Below are 17,490 nucleotides of genomic sequence, written 5' to 3' on the forward strand. Positions count from 1 at the left end.
GCATGTCCCTCATCATTCAAAAATACGGCGGCAAGGCGTTGGCGTTGCCGGAAGATATAAAGCAGGTGGCGCGGCTGATTTATGCGCGGCATAAGGAGGGCGTGCAGCTTGTGATTGTGGTCTCGGCGATGGGGGATACCACCGACCGCTATATGGCCATGGCCAAGAGCGTCAACCCCAGTCCGGCGGGACGGGAACTCGACGTGCTGCTGTCGGTGGGCGAACGCATCTCCATTGCCATGCTCGCGCTGGCGCTGAACGGGATGGAAAAAGACCTCGCCGTGTCCCTCACCGGAGCGCAGGCGGGAATCATCACCGACACCGTGCACACCGCCGCCAAGATCGTCGAGATCCGGCCGCTGCGCGTGCGGGAAATTCTCGATCAGGGCCGCATTCCTATTATCGCCGGCTATCAGGGCATCACCACCGATAAAAACATTTCCACCTTGGGACGCGGCGGCACCGATGCCACAGCCGTCGGTCTTGCCGTTGCGCTCAGAGCCGAGCGCGTGGAGTTCATGAAGGACGTGGACGGCGTGCAGTCGGCCGATCCCAAACTCATTCCCACCGCGCGCGTCATTCCCGAAATGACCTATGATGACGTGCTGCAAATGATGGGCTGCGGCGCGAAGATTCTGCAAATTCCCGCCGTGGAAATGGCCGCCGAACATCAGGTGCAACTCGCCGTCGGCAATTCCCGAACCGGCGTGGCGGGCACGATTCTCACCGACCGCCCGCTTGGACGCCGCACCCTCACCGCCGTGGTGGTGACGGAAAATGTGCGCTGTGTGCTCTTCGATTCTATCCCGCACCTTTTAAAGGCGGTGAACACCCTGCGCGAAGCGGGCTGTGCGCCTTTGGTGGCCGGCAATTCCGGCGGACGCGGACTGTTGGTGCTGTCGCGCAGCGAAGAGATCGCGCGCGAGCTGTTTCCCGAGCCGCTGATGCCCAATGAATCTCTCTCGCTGGTCTCGCTGATCGGTCCCGGTGTGGGCAGCGCCAGCGATCTGGCGGAAACGGTGCAGCGCAAATTGGCGCCGTACCGCGATCAAATCGCATCCCTTTATGTTACGGAGAGCCGGTTATCGCTCTTGTTACCTGTGAATGCCGCGCGGCAGTTCGCCGAAGCGGCCCACGCCTTGTGTCTGTTGGATGATTCGGCCAAGCCGTCCGCGCCCCGCGCATCCTGAGCCCGCAGGACGGGCGCGCGCTCCCGTGCGCTGGCTGCCGGGAGTCCTGCTGGGCACGGCTCTGGCCGTGATGTGTTGTTACCATGTTCAAACCCGCCCTGTGACAGGGGCGAATAGCAGAGTCATGACGTCCACAATCCGTTCCAATCCGCTAACCGTCCGCGTCGGCCTGCTGGAAGCTTATGAGAAGCTCACCTTCCAGATGTACGGCAGCTACAGTGTCGAATCACTGAGCGGCGAGCCGGTGCGCGAAGCGAAGCCGTCCGCAGTCCGATGGCGAGCACGTGTGGAAGATTCCATCCCCGCGCAGTTCCTCTTCAGCGTGCTCGTGAATTCCTACGAGCACCGCGAGGATGCTCTGGCGCTGGCGGAGACGTTTGAAGCCCGCAACATGCCCGCCGTGGCCCGCCAGATCGGCGGCCCGATCGAGATCAACGGCCGCGTGATCGGCGACAACACGCTCTACCGCGTGCAGGTCGGCAACTTCCGCAATGAACTCGATGCCCAGCCGCTGCTCGATTCTCTCGATGACGATTACGCGCCGCGCATCGTGCGCGAGGTGCTGCGCGACTCCCACGGCACCATCGAGCTGTTCGACGCCGACCTCGTGGAGACTTACACTATCCGCGACGGCTTCCGCCTGATTCCCGCTTCGACAGACGCCAAGACGACGATCTTCGGCGTGCTCACCGGCAGCGGCTTCAAGTATGAGCGCGCGGAAAACCGCGAGTACGGCGGGGTGATCGAAGTCTACCTCGACCATTCGGGCAAACTGGCGGTGATCAACGAGATCCCCATCGACACCTATCTGAAGGGCGTGGTGCCCGCCGAAATGCCCGCCGGATTTCCGCACGAAGCCCTCAAGGCGCAGGCGGTGCTGGCGCGATCCGTGGTGCTGGCGGAAAAGTCCACCAAGCACCTTAACGACTCCTTCGAACTTTGCGCGCACGTCCACTGCCAGGTCTATACGGGCCTGACGCAGGAGGACCCGCGCACCACGGCGGCGGTAGAAGAAACCAAAGGCGAGGTACTGGTTAACGACAGTTCATTGGTAGAAGCTTTTTACAGTGCGGTTTGCGGCGGACACACGGAAGACGCCGCCACCACCTGGGCAACGCCGTCACTGCATCCGTCCGCGGGACGTCCCTGTGCCACGGACACGGCAGCGCTGCCCGATCTGACCACCGAAGCCGGCGCGCGCAAGTGGGTGCTGTCCACGCCCAATGTCTGTTGCAATGTGGCGGGGCTGAATCTGCCCGTCTCCGGCGATTATGCCCGCAAGCACTTCCGCTGGGAGGTCTCCTACTCGCGGCAGGAACTGGAAGGCATCATCCGCGATAAAACGGGTGTAGATGTGGGCACGCTGTTCGACATTCTGCCCGTCAAGCGCGGCAAGAGCGGCCGGCTGATCGAAGTGGAGATCCTCGGCTCACGGCGGAATCTGCGGGTCAAGCGGGAACTGAAGATCCGTCGCGCGCTTTCCAAGACGGCGCTGGAGAGTTCCTGCTTTATCGTGGATGTGGTGCAGGACAGCAGCGGCATGCCGATGGAGATTGTCTTCAACGGCGCGGGCTGGGGCCACGGTGTGGGCATGTGCCAGTGCGGCGCGGCCCGGCTGGCGCTCGACGGCAAAACCGCCGAGGACATCTTCAAATTCTACTTCCCTGGCACGATGGTGGAGAAAGTGTACTGAAGAGAAATGCTGAAACGCTGAAACGCTGAAAATCTGAAAGTGGTCTTTCATCCTTCAGATTGCAGCCGTCGTTGGCTATCTTCATTTCAGCGTTTCAGCATTTCAGATTTTCAGCGTTTGCTTCTTAAGGGCTGCTGCTTATGGATGAGCTTATGGCGGGCGGAGACGAGCGCGTGCGCGCGGCGCTGGAGAGATTGCTTCAAGATCCTCCGGCGGAGCTGGTGAAGATGGTGCACCGCGAATGCGGCGACAAGAGTGTAACGAAGGAAGACGTGCGGACGGAGTTGATGCGATTGTCCGACTGTCATCCTTCATCCCCCCGCCCTCATCCTTCGTGCGACGCGATGGCGGCCTACCGCGAGATCGAGCGCTACTGCCTCGATCTGGAGCCGGACGCCGTGCGGCCACAACTCTGGAAACCGGCGGTGGCCATCAGCTTTCTGAAAGGCTCACGCAGTTTTTGCGATGTCTCGGTCTTCACCGGCGGCATGCGCATCCGGTTGAAGCACAACGCTGAACTGACGGTGCATTCGGCCACCGATTTGGAATCTGCCAAGCCGCTGATCCGGCAGGCGTTTGAGGCGGCGTAGCTTATTTCGGTCCTGTAGTTGCGCAGCTTGCTGCGCCGGTCGCTTAACAGGAAAATGTTTTGTGACCGAACGAACCCCGTTACCTTTGGGAAATGCTGAAAGACTGAAAAAAAGGCAAAGACACCGTTATTTCCCTTTGGTTTTGCTCGCAGACCTCTATCCCCCGGCGAGGTCCTTCAGCCGAAGCGGCTTCAGGATGACAATGCCTTTGGGTTTGCGCCGGATAATAAAAGGATTGCTTTGATAAAGGATCTCTTTTGGGGCTCGGCAGGTGGGCGGAGATCCTTCCGGGGTACCGTCAGGATGACACGGGGTTAGGTGTGCAGAATGGGATGGAGGAGCGCGATGAATCGCGCGGCCACCAAGTCTTGGATGAATCCGAGGTCCTTCCCGAAGACGGTCAGGATGACAAGGGTTAGGGGTTCTGTTTTTCACCCACACCCGGAGGGTGTGGAGTGGTGCGAGTATCGCATGGGCATAAGTTGAATTTCGGGCGGGCGAGGGTGCCCGCCTCGGCGAACAGAGTGCGGAGATAACCAAGGAAAGAACGCATGAAACCGGATGAACTGCAATATCAGATTAACGAATTGAAGCCGAAACTGGAAGACCTGCGGAGGTCTCTTTGACGTTGAGAAACGGGAAGGGGAGATCAAGAAATTAGGCGAGATGTCGGGCGGGGGGGCGCTGTGGGATGATCCGCAGCAGGCGCAGAAGGTGCTCAAGCAGCTTGCCGATCACCGCAGTTGGGTGGCCGAATTCCGCAAAGTCGAGAAGGGCCTCGGGGATCTGGCCGCTTTAGTGGAGATGGCGGGCGAGGGCGGGTTCTCCGAAAGCGAACTGGAGGACGAATACAAGAAGTACATGCAGGACTTCGAGAACCTCGAACTGCGCGCCATGCTGACGGGCCGCGACGACGCGCGCAACGCGATTGTGCACATCCACCCGGGAGCAGGCGGCACCGAATCGCAGGATTGGGCGGGGATGCTGTTCCGCATGTATATGTACTGGTTTGCAAAACGCGGCTGGAAGACCGACCTGCTGGACTATGAACCTGCCGAAGAGGCGGGCATCAAGAGCGCAGTGATCGAAGTCAGCGGGGAATATGTTTATGGGTTCTGCAAGGCGGAATTGGGCGTGCACCGGCTGGTGAGAATTTCGCCCTTCGATTCCAACGCGCGGCGGCACACAAGTTTTGCCAGCGTGTTTGTCTATCCGGAAGTCGACGAAGTGCCGGAAATCGAAATCAAACCCGACGACCTGCGGATCGACACCTACCGTTCCTCGGGAGCGGGCGGGCAGCACGTCAACCGCACCGAGTCCGCGATCCGCATCACGCATATTCCCACCAACATTGTTGTGACCTGCCAGTCGGACCGCAGCCAGCACCGCAACCGCGAAAGCGCGATGAAGGTGCTCACCGCGCGGCTCTATCAACACTGGCTGGATACCGAAGGCGCCAAGAACAAGATCATCGAGGACAGCAAGACGGAGATCGCCTGGGGCCACCAGATCCGCTCCTATGTCTTTCAGCCCTACCAGATGGTCAAGGACCACCGCACCAATGTTGAGACCTCGAATGTGCAGAAGGTGATGGATGGCGATATCGATGACTTCGTGCGCGCGTACCTGCTGCTGGGAGCGCAGGGGAAATTCGCGCGGTCGAGAGGTAAAGTAGAAGGATCGGCTTAAGTTCTGAGATGCGCAGCATAAGACGTCATGGGTGAAGAGTACGCGGGTAGTTATAGAGGAGGAATCTGATGAGACGGTTGGTAGGGCTATGGTTCATGCTGGCGGTGTCCGCCGCGCTGGTGCTGGGACAGGCGAAGGACAACGGCGAGCCGTATTATGATTTTGTAAAGGGCGAAGTGCTGGTGAAGTTCAAAACGCCGGCGGCGGTGAACGAATTGTGCGCGCAGCTTGGCGGATCGGTTATCGAATATCGCGCGGAGCTGGACTATTACCGCGTAGGCGTGACGACCGGCCAGGAAGCGGCGGCGGTGAAGAGTTTTCGCGCGCGGGGAGAAGTGGAGTGGGCCAACTTCAATTATATTGCCCGCGCCTTTTACACACCCGACGACACCTACTACCACTTCCAGTGGCACTATCCGGCGATCAACATGCCCGCGGCTTGGGATGTGACGCGTGGCTCTCCCGAGGTTGTCGTGGCGGTAGTGGATATGGGTTTCTATTTCAACCATCAGGACTTTGCCAATGTGACCACCGTGCACCCGCGCGATTTTGTGGACAACGACAACAATCCCGCGACGACGGCGGAATATTCCCACGGCGCTCACGTGGCAGGGACGATCTTTGCCACCACCAATAACAATCTGGGCGTGGCGGGCATCGCGCCGCTCTGCACCTTTATGCCCGTGCGGGCGCTGAATGACAGCGGCAGCGGCACGGCGGCCAACATCGCGGCGGGCATTGTCTGGGCCAGCGATAACGGCGCGGATGTGATCAACCTCTCCCTTGGCTATCCGGTGACGGGTGTGCCGCAGGATCCCGGTCCTCCGACCTCCACGGCCATTCAAACGGCGGCAGCCGCCGGCGTGGTGGTGTGCGCGGCGGCGGGAAATGACGGCGCGGGTTATGTGGGCTATCCGGCGGCGTACACGAGCTGCATCGCCGTGGGCGCTACGGGGTATGATGATAACATTGCACCCTATTCCAATCACGGCAGCGAACTGGACGTGGTGGCACCCGGCGGCAACACCGATCAGGATCTGAATCAGGACGGCCAGCCGGACGGAGTGCTCTCGGTTTCGCGGGACAGCAACGGCGACAACTACGTGTGGATGCAGGGAACGTCCATGGCGTCGCCGCATGTGGCTGGCGTGGCGGCATTGCTGCTCAGTCACGGTTTGACTCCCGCGCAAGTGCGGCCGGCGTTGCAGGAAACGGCGCTGGATCTGGGAGCGGCGGGGTGGGACAACCTGTACGGCTGGGGGCGGATCAATGCCCAGGCGGCGCTGGCATGGCATCAGGGCGGCGGCGGCGGAACAGTGCTGCTGAATGAAGGCTTCGAAGGCGGAGTGCCACCGCAGAACTGGCTGACCTACGAAGGCGGCGCGACGTCCTCCAACTGGTCGTCGCTGGAGGGCAATACGCACGCGTCCGGCGGCACCGAACCGCACGGCGGCAGCAATGCGGCTTATCACGATGACGACCTCGCGTCGCCGGGAGACTCGGTGCGTGACTGGCTGATCTTCCCCGCGGTGGATATTCCGTCCACGGCGACCAGCGCGCAGGTGTCGTTCTATCAGCGCAATGCCTACGTCAATGCGCAGTATTACGGTTTGCACGCGCTGCTCTATTCCACGGATGATTCCACCTATGCGATTGCGCAGACGTTCGGCACGCCGCAGACGACATGGGCTCAGGAAACGGTGAACGTGATCTCCTTGCAGGGACGGCATGTCTGGTTTGCCTTCTATTATGTGGGCAACAACGGCAGCGAGTGGTATGTGGATGATGTGACCGTGACGGTGAGCACACCCGGCGCGGCGGGCGAGCGCACGGCGGTGGTGAAGCTGCTGGCGCTGGACAGTCCCTATCCGAATCCCTTCAACAGCGTCGTGCAGATTCCGCTGGAGCTGAATCAAACCTCGCGCGTGGAACTCTCGGTTTACAATGAACTCGGGCAGCGCGTCACCACGTTGCTGCCATCCACGGCGCTGGCGGCAGGCAGCCACCGTTTCACCTGGAATGCGGCGGGTGTGGCCAGTGGTTCGTATTTTGTGCGGCTTGCCGCCCCGGATAATGTGCAGACCCGCAAGGTGCTGCTCATCAAGTAGCCACACCCCTATCCCCGGCCCCCGCCTTCGTCGAGGTCTAAGGACTTTCCCCACCCCCTTATATTCCCCCACTAAAGTGGGGGAATGGAAGGAAAGGGGAATGGAAGAAAGATGAAGATTTATTCCGAGCGCTTGCGTGTCCCTGGCTCTTCACGCAGCGAGAAGTGTCTCTACCTACATCGGCAGACTTCCCAGTTGGAGACAGTTCACCTCCGCCCGGTGACGGACCCGGGCGGAGGTTCGGAACTCTCTGGAAGGATAAGGGATAAGGGATAAGGGATAAGTCAGATGCATCAATTTCATTTTGGATTTTAGATTCGTGGATTCTTATTCTCACAAAACTCATCCGATCAGTCTGGCGGAAGTGGTGACGGCGGAATCGATGCGGCCGCACCGTCCGACCTTTGCGCGTGTGGATCGAGCGGCGCTCGCGGCCAATTTTCAGGCGTTTCGCAATCTGGCCAAGGGCGCGAAGATCATGGCCGTGCTGAAGGCCGATGCCTATGGTCACGGACTGCTGGGCTGCTCGCGGATCTTCTCCGAACTGGGAGTGGACTACCTCGGTGTGGCCTTTGTGGAGGAGGGGATTGCGCTGCGCCGCGCGGGATTTTCCGAACCGATTCTGGTGCTGGGCGGGATTGTGGGCACGCAGATCGCGCTGTTTCTGGACTATGATCTGGATATGACGGCCAGCAGCGTGTTTAAGATCGAAGCCATCAACGAGGCGGCGAAGGGCACGGGCAAACGGGGGCGCGTGCACATCAAGATCGACACGGGAATGAACCGCATCGGGCAGAACTGGCGCACGGTGGATGAGTTGTTTGCGGCGGTGCACCGCTGCGACCGCGTGGAAGTGGCGGGGATTTACTCCCATCTGGCCACAGCGGAAGATGCCGATACCACATTTGCTAAGGTGCAGATTGCGCGCTTTAAGGAGGCTCTGGAAAAGGCGCGCGCGGCGGGGGTGGAGCCGGGGCTGCGGCACATCGTAAACAGCGCGGGGGCGATTCAGTTTCCCGAGGCGCATTTCGACATGATCCGTCCGGGGCTGGGACTGTACGGCACTCATGCGTCGCCGGATCTGGCGCCGAGGTTTCCGCTGACTCCGGCGATGTCACTGGTCAGCGAGATTGTGTACATGAAGCGCGTGCGCAAGGGGGAAGGCGTGAGCTACGGTCTGCGCTGGAGCGCGCCGGAGGATGTGTGGGTGGCCACGGTGCCGGTGGGCTATGGCGACGGTTACCCGCGCCTGCTGTCGGGCAGTCCGGTGCTGATCGGCGGCAAACGCTATCCGATTGTGGGCACGGTGTGCATGGACCAGTTGATGGTCAACCTCGGCCAGGACCGCTGCCGCGTCGGCACCGAGGTGGTGATGTGGGGCCGCCAAGGAGATGCCGAAATCACGCTTTGGGAACTCTGCAAGCCTGCGGGCTTCATCCCTTACGAACTGCCCATTTATTTGACGGGAAGAGTGCCGAGGGTGTTTGGGTGAAGGTGATTATCACGTAAGGAACGGGGAATGAAGGATTCTTACGACGTATATGTAAGCTCGAGCGTTGAGGACGAGCAGTGGGTTTCTGAACGGTTGTTGAAGCGACTCGCGGACGCGGGATTGTCAGTATGCGATTATGCAGAGGAGTTTGACGTCGGTTTGGGAAGGGCACTTCTTCGCAGTAGCAAGATCATCGTGGTGATGACTCCGAATTGGGTGGAACAAAGCTGGCCCTTCTTCGAATCCACAATGGTGAGCATGGATGACCCTGATGAAATTCGGCGGAAGCTAATTCTGATAAGACTCGCGCATTGTAACGTCCCGCCGCGTTTGTCCACGATGACCTATTTGGATTGTGCAACGCGGGACTTGTGGGAAGATAGTATTCGACAAGTGTTGTCAATCTTGGGTGTCCGCAGCCCTCAAGTGACCACTGCCGGTCAGATAAACACTATGATCCCGGGACAAGATGAGAGAGTCAATTTACTCGTGAATCAAGAGATCTTCATCAGCCATTCCAGCAAAGACAAGCCACTTGCCCAATCGCTTGTGAAGCTCTTGCAACTTGGCTTGGGCGTGGGGCGTGAGAGAATATTTTGTTCTTCGCTTGCAGGCATGGATATTCCGGCCGGTAAGGATTTCAAAGAGCACATCAAGCTCAAGCTTGGCGTAGCCAAGACCGTCATTGTTATGGCCTCAGAGAATTATTTCGACAGCCCGTTCTGCCTTTGCGAACTGGGGGCAACTTGGGCTTTGTCTAATGACCTGTTCCCGCTGCTTATTCCACCGTTGAGCTACGATGATGCCAAGGTTGTATTGCGAGAACTTCAAATCGAGCAGATCAACGCGAGTAACGGACTCAATAAATTGAAGGACCGGTTGGTCAACCAGTTGAGGCTCAACACACCGGACACCACGGGATGGGAGGACAGCAGAAATGACTTTCTTGGTGGGCTCGCCAGCGTGCTGGAAAAGCTGCCCAAGCCGATGCGAATACTACAGACAGAGCACGAAGACATGTTGAGAGAGGTAGCGGCCCTCCGTCTCCAAATTGAGGATTTGAAAAAGCACGCACTGAGCAATACGTCAGGAGTGGACGTTAATGGAGCGCAGATCGTCACAGTATCACCTGTCGCGGCGGTTCAGAAAGACGACACATTGACCAGTGATCTCCCAATTCCTCAGACAGAAGAAAATGTTTTTGACAGTACGGAAGGAGAAGCGCGAGTCTTTTTGAATGTCATAGGTGATATTGCGGCAGACTTTGCAAAGGTGCGTAGTGGAACGTCAAATCTGATAAAGAAGGCGTTCTTCCTGTCGCATTGTAGACTCGCCTTTTGGCTGCCGGATGACGGCGATGGTACAAGTATTGGCGAAGCGGTGTATCGCGCGCAACAGTACCGATACGTTTATGTCGACGAACGAGGTCTCGTTACACTCAACACCAGCGAAAAGCTCATAGGGAGATTGAGCACAAGGTTTTTGACACTAGACGGCCTTGTCGAGAGGGCGAGCGAGCGGTTTCGCGAGGCGTATGCCGACGAGCATGACTGCTATCCGGACCTTCGCAATCGCGCCTTCTGGGAAACGCATTTCGCTTTGCCTGAGAGGTATTAGGTGGTTAAGTGTGATGGGCCGGGGTATCGGTATCAGTCGGCGTGGGAGGAAGCGGGGAGGTTGCTGGAGGAGATCGGGTAGGCATTCAGCGGAGGGCTCATGAAGGTGAATCGTGAGATCGTTCGACTGCAACTGGCGCATTGGTGCGCGGCGCCGGGGGAGGGGAAGAGTTACTTCCGGCCGCTGGTGTGCCGGGGGGATGTCGAGCAGGTCGATATCTTCTTAGTGGAGACGCATCCGCCTACGCCCATTCCGCCGCCGGTGACCTATGCGGGACTCGATCCGGCGCGGGCGCGCGAACTGCACGAACTGTTCCTTGAGAGATACCCACTTGCAGATTACGTCGGCAAGCTGACGGACTACGCGGCCTTTACGGAAATGTGCTGCGATGTACGGCGCAGCCTGGGCAAGGATCTGATGTCGCCCACACGGCAGCGGCTGGAGCAGTTCATTGCAGCCAATCCCCGCGCGGACCATGCCGTGGCGGAGGTCTTTCTCAATGCCTATCCGGTGAAAGATGCGGCGGCGCTGAAGAGCGAAGATCGCCGCGTGGTGGAGAAGGGCTACGATCTGTTCTTTGAACTGCTGCACCTCTTCAGGCCCGCGTGGGTGCTGCTGATGGGCAAACCGGCATTCGATGAGGGTGCGAAATATTTCAACGCACGCTTCGGAGTGCCGGATTTCAAAAAACGCTGGAAGGATGTCGAGGTCCGAGAACCCGTGCCTGTGCCGCTCGCGACTCTCAAACTGCACGGCGTCAAGTGTCATGTGCTGGGCTGCCGCAGTTTCGACAAACGGCCTGTCCACGGCCTGCCCGACAGCGAGTACAGCGATGCGCGGTTCGAGACGTTCTGCCGCAGCGCGTGGCAGATGATGTCCGCGCCTTGAGGCCGGATGGATTGTTCCGTGAAACTCTCTATTGAATTGTCCCGTTTATAGAATTGGGAGTCGGGCGACCTGCAGCAGAACCGGCTCCTGTTAATCGACAAGATTAGTATAGTTGTGATGATTCCGGCAGTCGAAAATTTATAAGGAGATTGAATCATGGACGGATATTCAAACATTAATCCGGCGGGAACGGTAACAGGCATTCAGAATGTGCAACCGGGAACGCCGTCCACACCGTCGCCGACCTATCCGCAACCGCAAGTCCCCGGCAACCCGCAGAGCATCCCGGAAATCCCGGTGCCCGGCACCACGCCGCCCGCTCCGGGCCCGGCGCAGCCGGAAGCTTAAGACAGTGTGGAATGGCGGAAATTAGAATTGAGTATAAGGCGGGACGGTAGTCATGGCACAGCGACTGGTGGATGCTTATCCTTCAAGCATCGAACATCGGCTGGATACCCAGCTCTCTCTTGCGGCGCGCATCCGGTCTCACGAGGCCCAGTCCGTGCCGAAGACCGCGCCGTTTATCACACTTTCGCGGCAATATGGCTGCGAAGCCATTGCGCTGGCGGAGGCCCTGATGCCCCGGCTGGCGGAGGCCGAAGGTCTTTCCGGCGAGCGCTGGCAGATGTACAGCCGGCAGATTCTGGAAACGATGGCGTCGCAGGAGCATCTTTCCAGCCGCCTGATTGAAGCGTTGGACGTGCACACCCGCAGCAACATCGAGGAGTTTTTCGATACGCTGCTGGGCAAATCGCCGCCGGATATCCGGGTGCTCAAGCATCTGGTGCGCACCGAACGCGCGCTGGCATCGATCGGGCACTGCATTATCATCGGTCGCGGCGGCGTGCTGCTGACCGCGGGACTTCCCGGCGGGATGCATGTCCGGTTGATCGCTCCCGAAGCATGGCGGCTGAGCCATCTGGTCAAGCAGTTCGGCTGGGATGAGCGCAAGGCGCAGGATTATCTGCATGAAGAGGAGAGTGGCCGCCACTCCTTCTTCCACAAATATCTGGGGCAAGACGAAAACGATCCGCTGCACTATGACCTGATTCTGAACGTGGCGCACCTTGGCCGCGAGGAGCAGGTGGCGGCGATCCTCGGCCTGTTCAACGAACGCCTGCCTAAGAAACCGAAACTATGAACCGGCGGCGCGCAGTCCTGGCGTTGCTGCTGGTGCTGATGGTCAGCGCGGCGCTGCCCCAGACCGGCGAGCAGGCGCGGCGGGGAAAAATCGTGGTGCGCGTCACGGGCTTTGCCGGTGACGCGGGACATGCGCGGATCGGACTGTTCAATCAGGCGGACAGTTTCCCGCTGGATTCGGCCAAGGCGCTGACCGGCGCGCGGGTGCCGGTGCAGAACCATGAGGCCACGGCGGTGTTCGAGGACTTGCCCTATGGCACCTATGCGGTGATTGCCCACCATGACGCCAACGACAATTTCCGCCTCGATGTGAACTGGCTGGGCAGACCCCGCGAAGCGTATGGCGCGTCGAATAACCCGCGGGCGCGGCTCGGTCCGCCGCGCTGGAAAGACGCGCACTTTGAGCTTCAGTCTGACAGTACTATCATAGAGATCAAACTGCACACTTAATGGGCAATTCCCCCACGCACCTGACCCTGATCACCGGGGCTACCAGCGGCATCGGCTATGAACTGGCGAAACTCTTTGCCCGCGACCACCACGATCTGGTGCTGGTGGCGCGCAACGCGGAGAAACTGGCGCAAATCGTGCGCGACTTCGAAGCCCATTACGGCATTCGGGTGCGCGTGATGGTGAGGGATCTGGCTGCGCCGTCCGCGGCGCGGGAGATTTTCGAAGAACTGCAGCGCGACGGCCTGACCGTGGACACGTTGGTGAACAACGCCGGCTTCGGCGTCTTCGGCCTGTTTGCCGAGACCGATTTGCAAAAGAATCTCGACCTGCTCGCGGTCAATCTCACCAGCCTCACCGAATTGACCGGGCTCTTCCTGCCGCCGATGCTGAAGGCCGGGCGCGGGCGGATTTTGAATGTCGCCTCCACCGCCGGATTTCAGCCCGGGCCGTTGATGTCCGTCTACTATGCCTCCAAGGCGTATGTGGTCTCCTTCTCTGAGGCGCTGGCCGAAGAGGTGAAGAGCGGCGGCGTTACGGTGAGTTGCCTCTGTCCCGGCCCCACGGAAACCCAATTCCAGCAACATGCGGGCATGGAGCGCTCGAAGCTGTTCGAGCACGCCATGATCGACGCCGCGACGGTGGCCGAGGTTGGCTATCGCGGTATGCGGCGCGGCAAAACACTGATCATTCCCGGATTTCGAAATAAACTGCTTGTGCAGGTGGTGCGCTTTACGCCCCGCCGGCTCATTCCCCGCGTCGTGCGCTCCATGCAGGAGCAGCGGCGCAAACACACATAGTCCCTCCGCGACAATCCCACGCACACGGACCCCTTATGCGCCTCTCGCTTACTGTTCTTCTTACCTTCCTGACCGCCGCCGCCCTGTCTGCCGAAATTATCCCGCCGCGTGAATTGCACGCGGTTCGCGGTCACGACCTGCGCATTGATGGTACTTTAGAAACCGCATGGCTCTCCGGCGCCGTCGCCGACAGCTTTGTGCAGAAGCGCCCTGTAGAAGGAGCGCCGGCCACGCTGCCGACGCGCGCTTATGTGATGTATGACAATGACGCGCTGTATGTCGCCTATCTCTGTCTGGACACGGCGCCGGACAGTATCACAAGCCGTGTTCAGCGCCGCGACAACACCGACCGCTCCGACGTGGTGCAGCTCATTCTCGATACGTTCCATGACCGCCGCAACGCGTACGTCTTTACCGTCACCGCCAGCGGGGTGCAGGCGGACGGCACGATGTCCAATGAGAACATCGGCGACATGGCCTGGGACGCCATCTGGCAGTCGGCGGTGGGACGCACCGACAGCGGCTGGGTGGCGGAGATCCGGATTCCGTTTCAGAGCATCCGCCACGGGGGAGTGCAAGCGGATGGCTGGGGCATCAATCTGGTGCGCTACATTGACCGCCGGCAGGAAAGCGCTTTTTGGCAACCGGTGAACCGCGAACGCGGTTTCCGCGTCAGCGAAATGGGCTACCTGAAGGGGCTGGACCATATCGCCTCGGCGCGGCATGTGGAGGTACTGCCGCACGTGGTAGGACGCTGGGACGCTCAGGCCCCGACCAGCAGGTATTCTTCGCAGAACCGCTGGCGGAATCTGGGCATGGATGTCAAACTCGTTCCCGGCTCGGCCTGGACGATGGATCTGGCGTACCGTCCGGATTTTGCGCAGGTGGACGTGGACGACGAGATTATCAATCTCTCGGACTATCCGGTGTATGTTTCGGAGAAGCGGCCCTTCTTTCTTGAATCGAAGGAACTGTTTGACAACGCGCCGGTCGCCCTCTTTTACACGCGGCGGATCAATGATCCGGTGGGGGGAGGGAAGCTGAATGTGCAGCGGGAGAATTTCCGGGCAACGGTGCTGGCGGCGCGGGACGATGCGACGCTGTACACCGGATTGCGGGACGCGGCGGCGGGACGCGTGGTGTGGAATCTTGGCCGGGTGAGCGCGGTCGGTTTCACCGGCACGTATCTGCGGGATCGCGGCGCGTATACCGGATTGCATGCCGCCGCCGGATCGCTGGACGCGCGTATCCGCTGGCATGAACGCGACCGGCTGCTGCTGGCGGTATCGGGGGTGGATCGCAGCGGCGGCACCTCCCGGCCAGTGCAGGGCTCCGCGGATCTGTTCCACGATTTCCATTTTACCACCGCCGACGTCTCTTTCGATTATCGCGGCGCCGATTTCAACATCAATGATCTGGGCTGGGACAGCTTTTCCAACTACAGCCAGCAGCGGCTGTGGGTGGGGAAGGACTACTATCCGAAGACGTCCGTCTTTCAATATGTCGGCTACGATGTGAGCTATCGCTACCGCGCGCTGACGGACAACTCCCATCCCGAGACGTTTCTGGATTACAATCTCTATGCGACGTCACGGGAGAATATCCAGTTTCAGGCCGGATCGGAGTTCGGCAACTGGCAGCGGCGCGACTACTGGGCGGCGGTGACGCCTTACCGCGACAACTTCGGGACCTTCGCGCCGGAGTATCATCCGGTAGCCACGCATTGGCTGTGGATTGCTTCCGATCAGCGGAAGCCCGTGGAGGCGGAGGTGACCGCAACCTATGGGTCGCTCTATGAAGGGCACAAATGGTCGCTGGATCCCGATGTCACGGTCAAGGTGCGCGAAAATCTTGATTTCATGGCGGCGATGTCGTGGCAGCATGTGTGGGACTTGCAGTCGCCGACGATGCTCGAACTCGGGCTGACCAAGCGTAATGGGGACCTGAATTACGATCCCCGCGTGTGGCGGCTGCGGGCGCGCTGGTCGCCGACGCTGAACGTCTCGCTGCGCGGCACGGTGCAATGGCGCGAGGACGCCGCCACGGTACAGACCAACCTGTTGCTGGCGTGGAACTGGCGCTCGGGAAGCTGGTTCTACGTCGTCTATGACGAAGCCGGACGTCCGACCTATCCGCTGGAATTTGCCCAACCCGGCGACCGCACCTTGCGCCTGAAGTGGACGTACTATTTTACGGTGGGATAACTTCCGACCTTAACCCCCTGCTGTACGCAGCGACCGTGGGACTGAAGGGGCAACGATTCCCTTTTGAATTTTCATTTCTCATTTTTTAATTTTCCTCTATGACTTCTGAAACACAAACTCCACACGACGAACTTTCCGACGTCCTGCGTATGCGGCGCGAAAAACTGGCTAAGCTGCGCGAGATGGGCGTCAACCCGTATCCGTACCGCTTCGAGAAAGATACGCATATTCCCGATCTGCTTGCGGATTTCGACAGCAAGATCGAAACCGGGGAGCATGAAGGGCCGCAGTTTTCCATTGCGGGGCGGCTGCACGCCATCCGGCTGATGGGCAAGGCGGCGTTTTGCCACGTGCGCGACGAATTCGGGCTGATGCAGGTGTACGTGCAGCGCGACCGCGTGGGCGAGGCGGCGTTCGACGTCTTCAAGCAGCTCGACCTCGGCGACATTGTGGGCTTTCGCGGCACGGTCTTCCGCACCCGCACCAACGAGCCGTCGCTGCGGGCGCTGACCTTCGAACTGCTCTCCAAGAGCCTGCATCCGCTGCCGGTGGTCAAGGAGCGCGAGGGCCAGGTGTTCGACGCCTTTACCGACAAGGAGACGCGCTACCGCCAGCGGTATCTGGATCTGGCGGTAAATCCGGATGTGCGCGCCATCTTCCGCACGCGGGCGAAGATCATCACCGCTATTCGCGGCTTTTTAGACGCGCGGGATTATCTTGAAGTGGAGACTCCCGCGGTGCAGCCGCTCTACGGCGGCGCGCTGGCCAAGCCGTTTGTCACGCATTACAATGCGCTGGATCGCGACTTCTTTTTGCGCATTGCCGATGAACTCTATCTGAAGCGGCTGCTGGTGGGCGGCTATGAGCGCGTCTACGAGATCGCCAAGGACTTCCGCAACGAGGGCATGGACCGCTACCACAATCCCGAGTTCACCATGCTCGAGTTCTACCAGGCCTATGCGGATTTCGAAGAGATCATGAATCTTTCCGAAGAGATGTTCCGCTATGTGGCCCAGCAGGCACTGGGGACGACCGTGGTCACCTATCAGGGGACGACCGTCGACTTCGGCAAGCCGTTCCGCCGCGTGCGGTTCTATGACCTGCTGAAAGATTTCACGGGCATCGAACTGCTGGGCATCGAACTTGCCGAACTGGTGCAGATTGCCCTGAAACACCATACGCCGATTACGCGTGAGATGGGCGAGGGCAAGATCCTCGACGAGATGATGAAGACGCACGTGCGCCCGCATCTGGTCGAGCCGACGATGATCTATGACTACCCGCTGTCGCTCTCGCCGCTGGCCAAAAAGCACCGCGCAGATCCGCGCCTCGTGGAGCGATTCCAGCCGTTTGCGCTGGGGTTCGAACTGGGCAACGCCTTTTCCGAATTGAACGATCCACTGGATCAGCGCGAACGCTTCGAGGCCCAGCGCCGTCTGAAAGACGCGGGCGACGAAGAGACGCAGCCGGTGGATGAAGACTTTTTGAACGCGCTGGAGATCGGCATGCCTCCCACCGGCGGCATGGGCATCGGCGTGGACCGCCTGACGATGCTGCTCACCGACCAGACGTCCATCAGAGAAGTGATTTTGTTTCCGCAGTTGAGATCGTAGGGCTTCGATAGCACTT

14 protein-coding genes are annotated in these 17,490 nt (G+C 59.8%); all 14 read left to right on the forward strand.

Going from position 1 to position 17,490, the window contains the following annotated elements; translation table 11 throughout:
- The first annotated feature begins 2 nt into the window (after window positions 1–2).
- The 14 genes from VGL38_06925 to lysS all read left to right on the forward strand — a co-directional run bounded on the left by VGL38_06925 (window position 3) and on the right by lysS (window position 17,474).
- Window positions 3–1,190 (forward strand): hypothetical protein, encoded by a 1,188-nt coding sequence (locus VGL38_06925; protein HEY3295153.1) that lies wholly within the window; start codon window positions 3–5, stop codon window positions 1,188–1,190.
- Between the two features lie 124 nt (window positions 1,191–1,314).
- On the forward strand, window positions 1,315–2,883 hold the full coding sequence (locus VGL38_06930; GenBank protein HEY3295154.1) for a SpoIID/LytB domain-containing protein: 1,569 nt from the start codon (window positions 1,315–1,317) through the stop codon (window positions 2,881–2,883).
- A gap of 140 nt (window positions 2,884–3,023) precedes the next feature.
- Window positions 3,024–3,473 carry a hypothetical protein gene (locus tag VGL38_06935; GenBank protein HEY3295155.1) on the forward strand — a complete coding sequence of 150 codons (450 nt, stop codon included), beginning with the start codon at window positions 3,024–3,026 and terminating at the stop codon, window positions 3,471–3,473.
- A 551-nt stretch (window positions 3,474–4,024) separates the two neighbouring features.
- Window positions 4,025–5,162 (forward strand): peptide chain release factor 2 gene (gene prfB, locus VGL38_06940; GenBank protein ID HEY3295156.1). Its coding sequence is split into 2 segments (ribosomal slippage): window positions 4,025–4,087 and window positions 4,089–5,162, totalling 1,137 coding nucleotides; the frame shifts between segments, so codons are not numbered across the junction.
- A gap of 68 nt (window positions 5,163–5,230) precedes the next feature.
- Window positions 5,231–7,270, forward strand: coding sequence for a S8 family serine peptidase (locus VGL38_06945; protein HEY3295157.1), 2,040 nt, complete (start codon window positions 5,231–5,233; stop codon window positions 7,268–7,270).
- A gap of 319 nt (window positions 7,271–7,589) precedes the next feature.
- A complete protein-coding gene (alr, locus tag VGL38_06950) occupies window positions 7,590–8,762 on the forward strand; it encodes an alanine racemase (protein ID HEY3295158.1) in 1,173 nt (390 codons plus the stop codon).
- 27 nt (window positions 8,763–8,789) lie between these two features.
- Window positions 8,790–10,379 (forward strand): toll/interleukin-1 receptor domain-containing protein, encoded by a 1,590-nt coding sequence (locus VGL38_06955; protein ID HEY3295159.1) that lies wholly within the window; start codon window positions 8,790–8,792, stop codon window positions 10,377–10,379.
- A 99-nt stretch (window positions 10,380–10,478) separates the two neighbouring features.
- A complete protein-coding gene (locus tag VGL38_06960) occupies window positions 10,479–11,267 on the forward strand; it encodes a hypothetical protein (GenBank protein HEY3295160.1) in 789 nt (262 codons plus the stop codon).
- A gap of 156 nt (window positions 11,268–11,423) precedes the next feature.
- Window positions 11,424–11,615, forward strand: coding sequence for a hypothetical protein (locus VGL38_06965; GenBank protein HEY3295161.1), 192 nt, complete (start codon window positions 11,424–11,426; stop codon window positions 11,613–11,615).
- A gap of 52 nt (window positions 11,616–11,667) precedes the next feature.
- A complete protein-coding gene (locus VGL38_06970; GenBank protein HEY3295162.1) occupies window positions 11,668–12,408 on the forward strand; it encodes a cytidylate kinase-like family protein in 741 nt (246 codons plus the stop codon).
- Window positions 12,405–12,857, forward strand: a complete 453-nt coding sequence (locus VGL38_06975) for a DUF2141 domain-containing protein (protein ID HEY3295163.1) — start codon at window positions 12,405–12,407, stop codon at window positions 12,855–12,857. The genes VGL38_06970 and VGL38_06975 overlap by 4 nt, the downstream gene beginning before the upstream one ends.
- Window positions 12,857–13,657 (forward strand): SDR family oxidoreductase, encoded by an 801-nt coding sequence (locus VGL38_06980; GenBank protein HEY3295164.1) that lies wholly within the window; start codon window positions 12,857–12,859, stop codon window positions 13,655–13,657. The genes VGL38_06975 and VGL38_06980 overlap by 1 nt, the downstream gene beginning before the upstream one ends.
- A gap of 35 nt (window positions 13,658–13,692) precedes the next feature.
- A complete protein-coding gene (locus VGL38_06985) occupies window positions 13,693–15,861 on the forward strand; it encodes a DUF5916 domain-containing protein (GenBank protein HEY3295165.1) in 2,169 nt (722 codons plus the stop codon).
- A gap of 98 nt (window positions 15,862–15,959) precedes the next feature.
- Complete coding sequence (gene lysS, locus VGL38_06990) at window positions 15,960–17,474, forward strand: lysine--tRNA ligase (GenBank protein HEY3295166.1); 1,515 nt, start codon at window positions 15,960–15,962, stop codon at window positions 17,472–17,474.
- Window positions 17,475–17,490: the final 16 nt, after the last annotated feature.

It is taken from the genome of bacterium, assembly GCA_036504735.1.
GTDB lineage: Bacteria > Electryoneota > RPQS01 > RPQS01 > RPQS01 > DASXUQ01.

Excerpts from the sequence above, each read along its gene's own strand:
- VGL38_06935 (HEY3295155.1), top strand. The coding sequence starts at position 3,024 with ATGGATGAGCTTATGGCGGGCGGAGACGAGCGCGTGCGCGCGGCGCTG.
- VGL38_06980 (HEY3295164.1), top strand. The coding sequence starts at position 12,857 with ATGGGCAATTCCCCCACGCACCTGACCCTGATCACCGGGGCTACCAGC.
- VGL38_06985 (HEY3295165.1), top strand. The coding sequence starts at position 13,693 with ATGCGCCTCTCGCTTACTGTTCTTCTTACCTTCCTGACCGCCGCCGCC.
- VGL38_06970 (HEY3295162.1), top strand. The coding sequence starts at position 11,668 with ATGGCACAGCGACTGGTGGATGCTTATCCTTCAAGCATCGAACATCGG.
- VGL38_06960 (HEY3295160.1), top strand. The coding sequence starts at position 10,479 with ATGAAGGTGAATCGTGAGATCGTTCGACTGCAACTGGCGCATTGGTGC.
- VGL38_06975 (HEY3295163.1), top strand. The coding sequence starts at position 12,405 with ATGAACCGGCGGCGCGCAGTCCTGGCGTTGCTGCTGGTGCTGATGGTC.
- VGL38_06925 (HEY3295153.1), top strand. The coding sequence starts at position 3 with ATGTCCCTCATCATTCAAAAATACGGCGGCAAGGCGTTGGCGTTGCCG.
- lysS (HEY3295166.1), top strand. The coding sequence starts at position 15,960 with ATGACTTCTGAAACACAAACTCCACACGACGAACTTTCCGACGTCCTG.
- VGL38_06965 (HEY3295161.1), top strand. The coding sequence starts at position 11,424 with ATGGACGGATATTCAAACATTAATCCGGCGGGAACGGTAACAGGCATT.
- VGL38_06930 (HEY3295154.1), top strand. The coding sequence starts at position 1,315 with ATGACGTCCACAATCCGTTCCAATCCGCTAACCGTCCGCGTCGGCCTG.
- VGL38_06945 (HEY3295157.1), top strand. The coding sequence starts at position 5,231 with ATGAGACGGTTGGTAGGGCTATGGTTCATGCTGGCGGTGTCCGCCGCG.
- VGL38_06955 (HEY3295159.1), top strand. The coding sequence starts at position 8,790 with ATGAAGGATTCTTACGACGTATATGTAAGCTCGAGCGTTGAGGACGAG.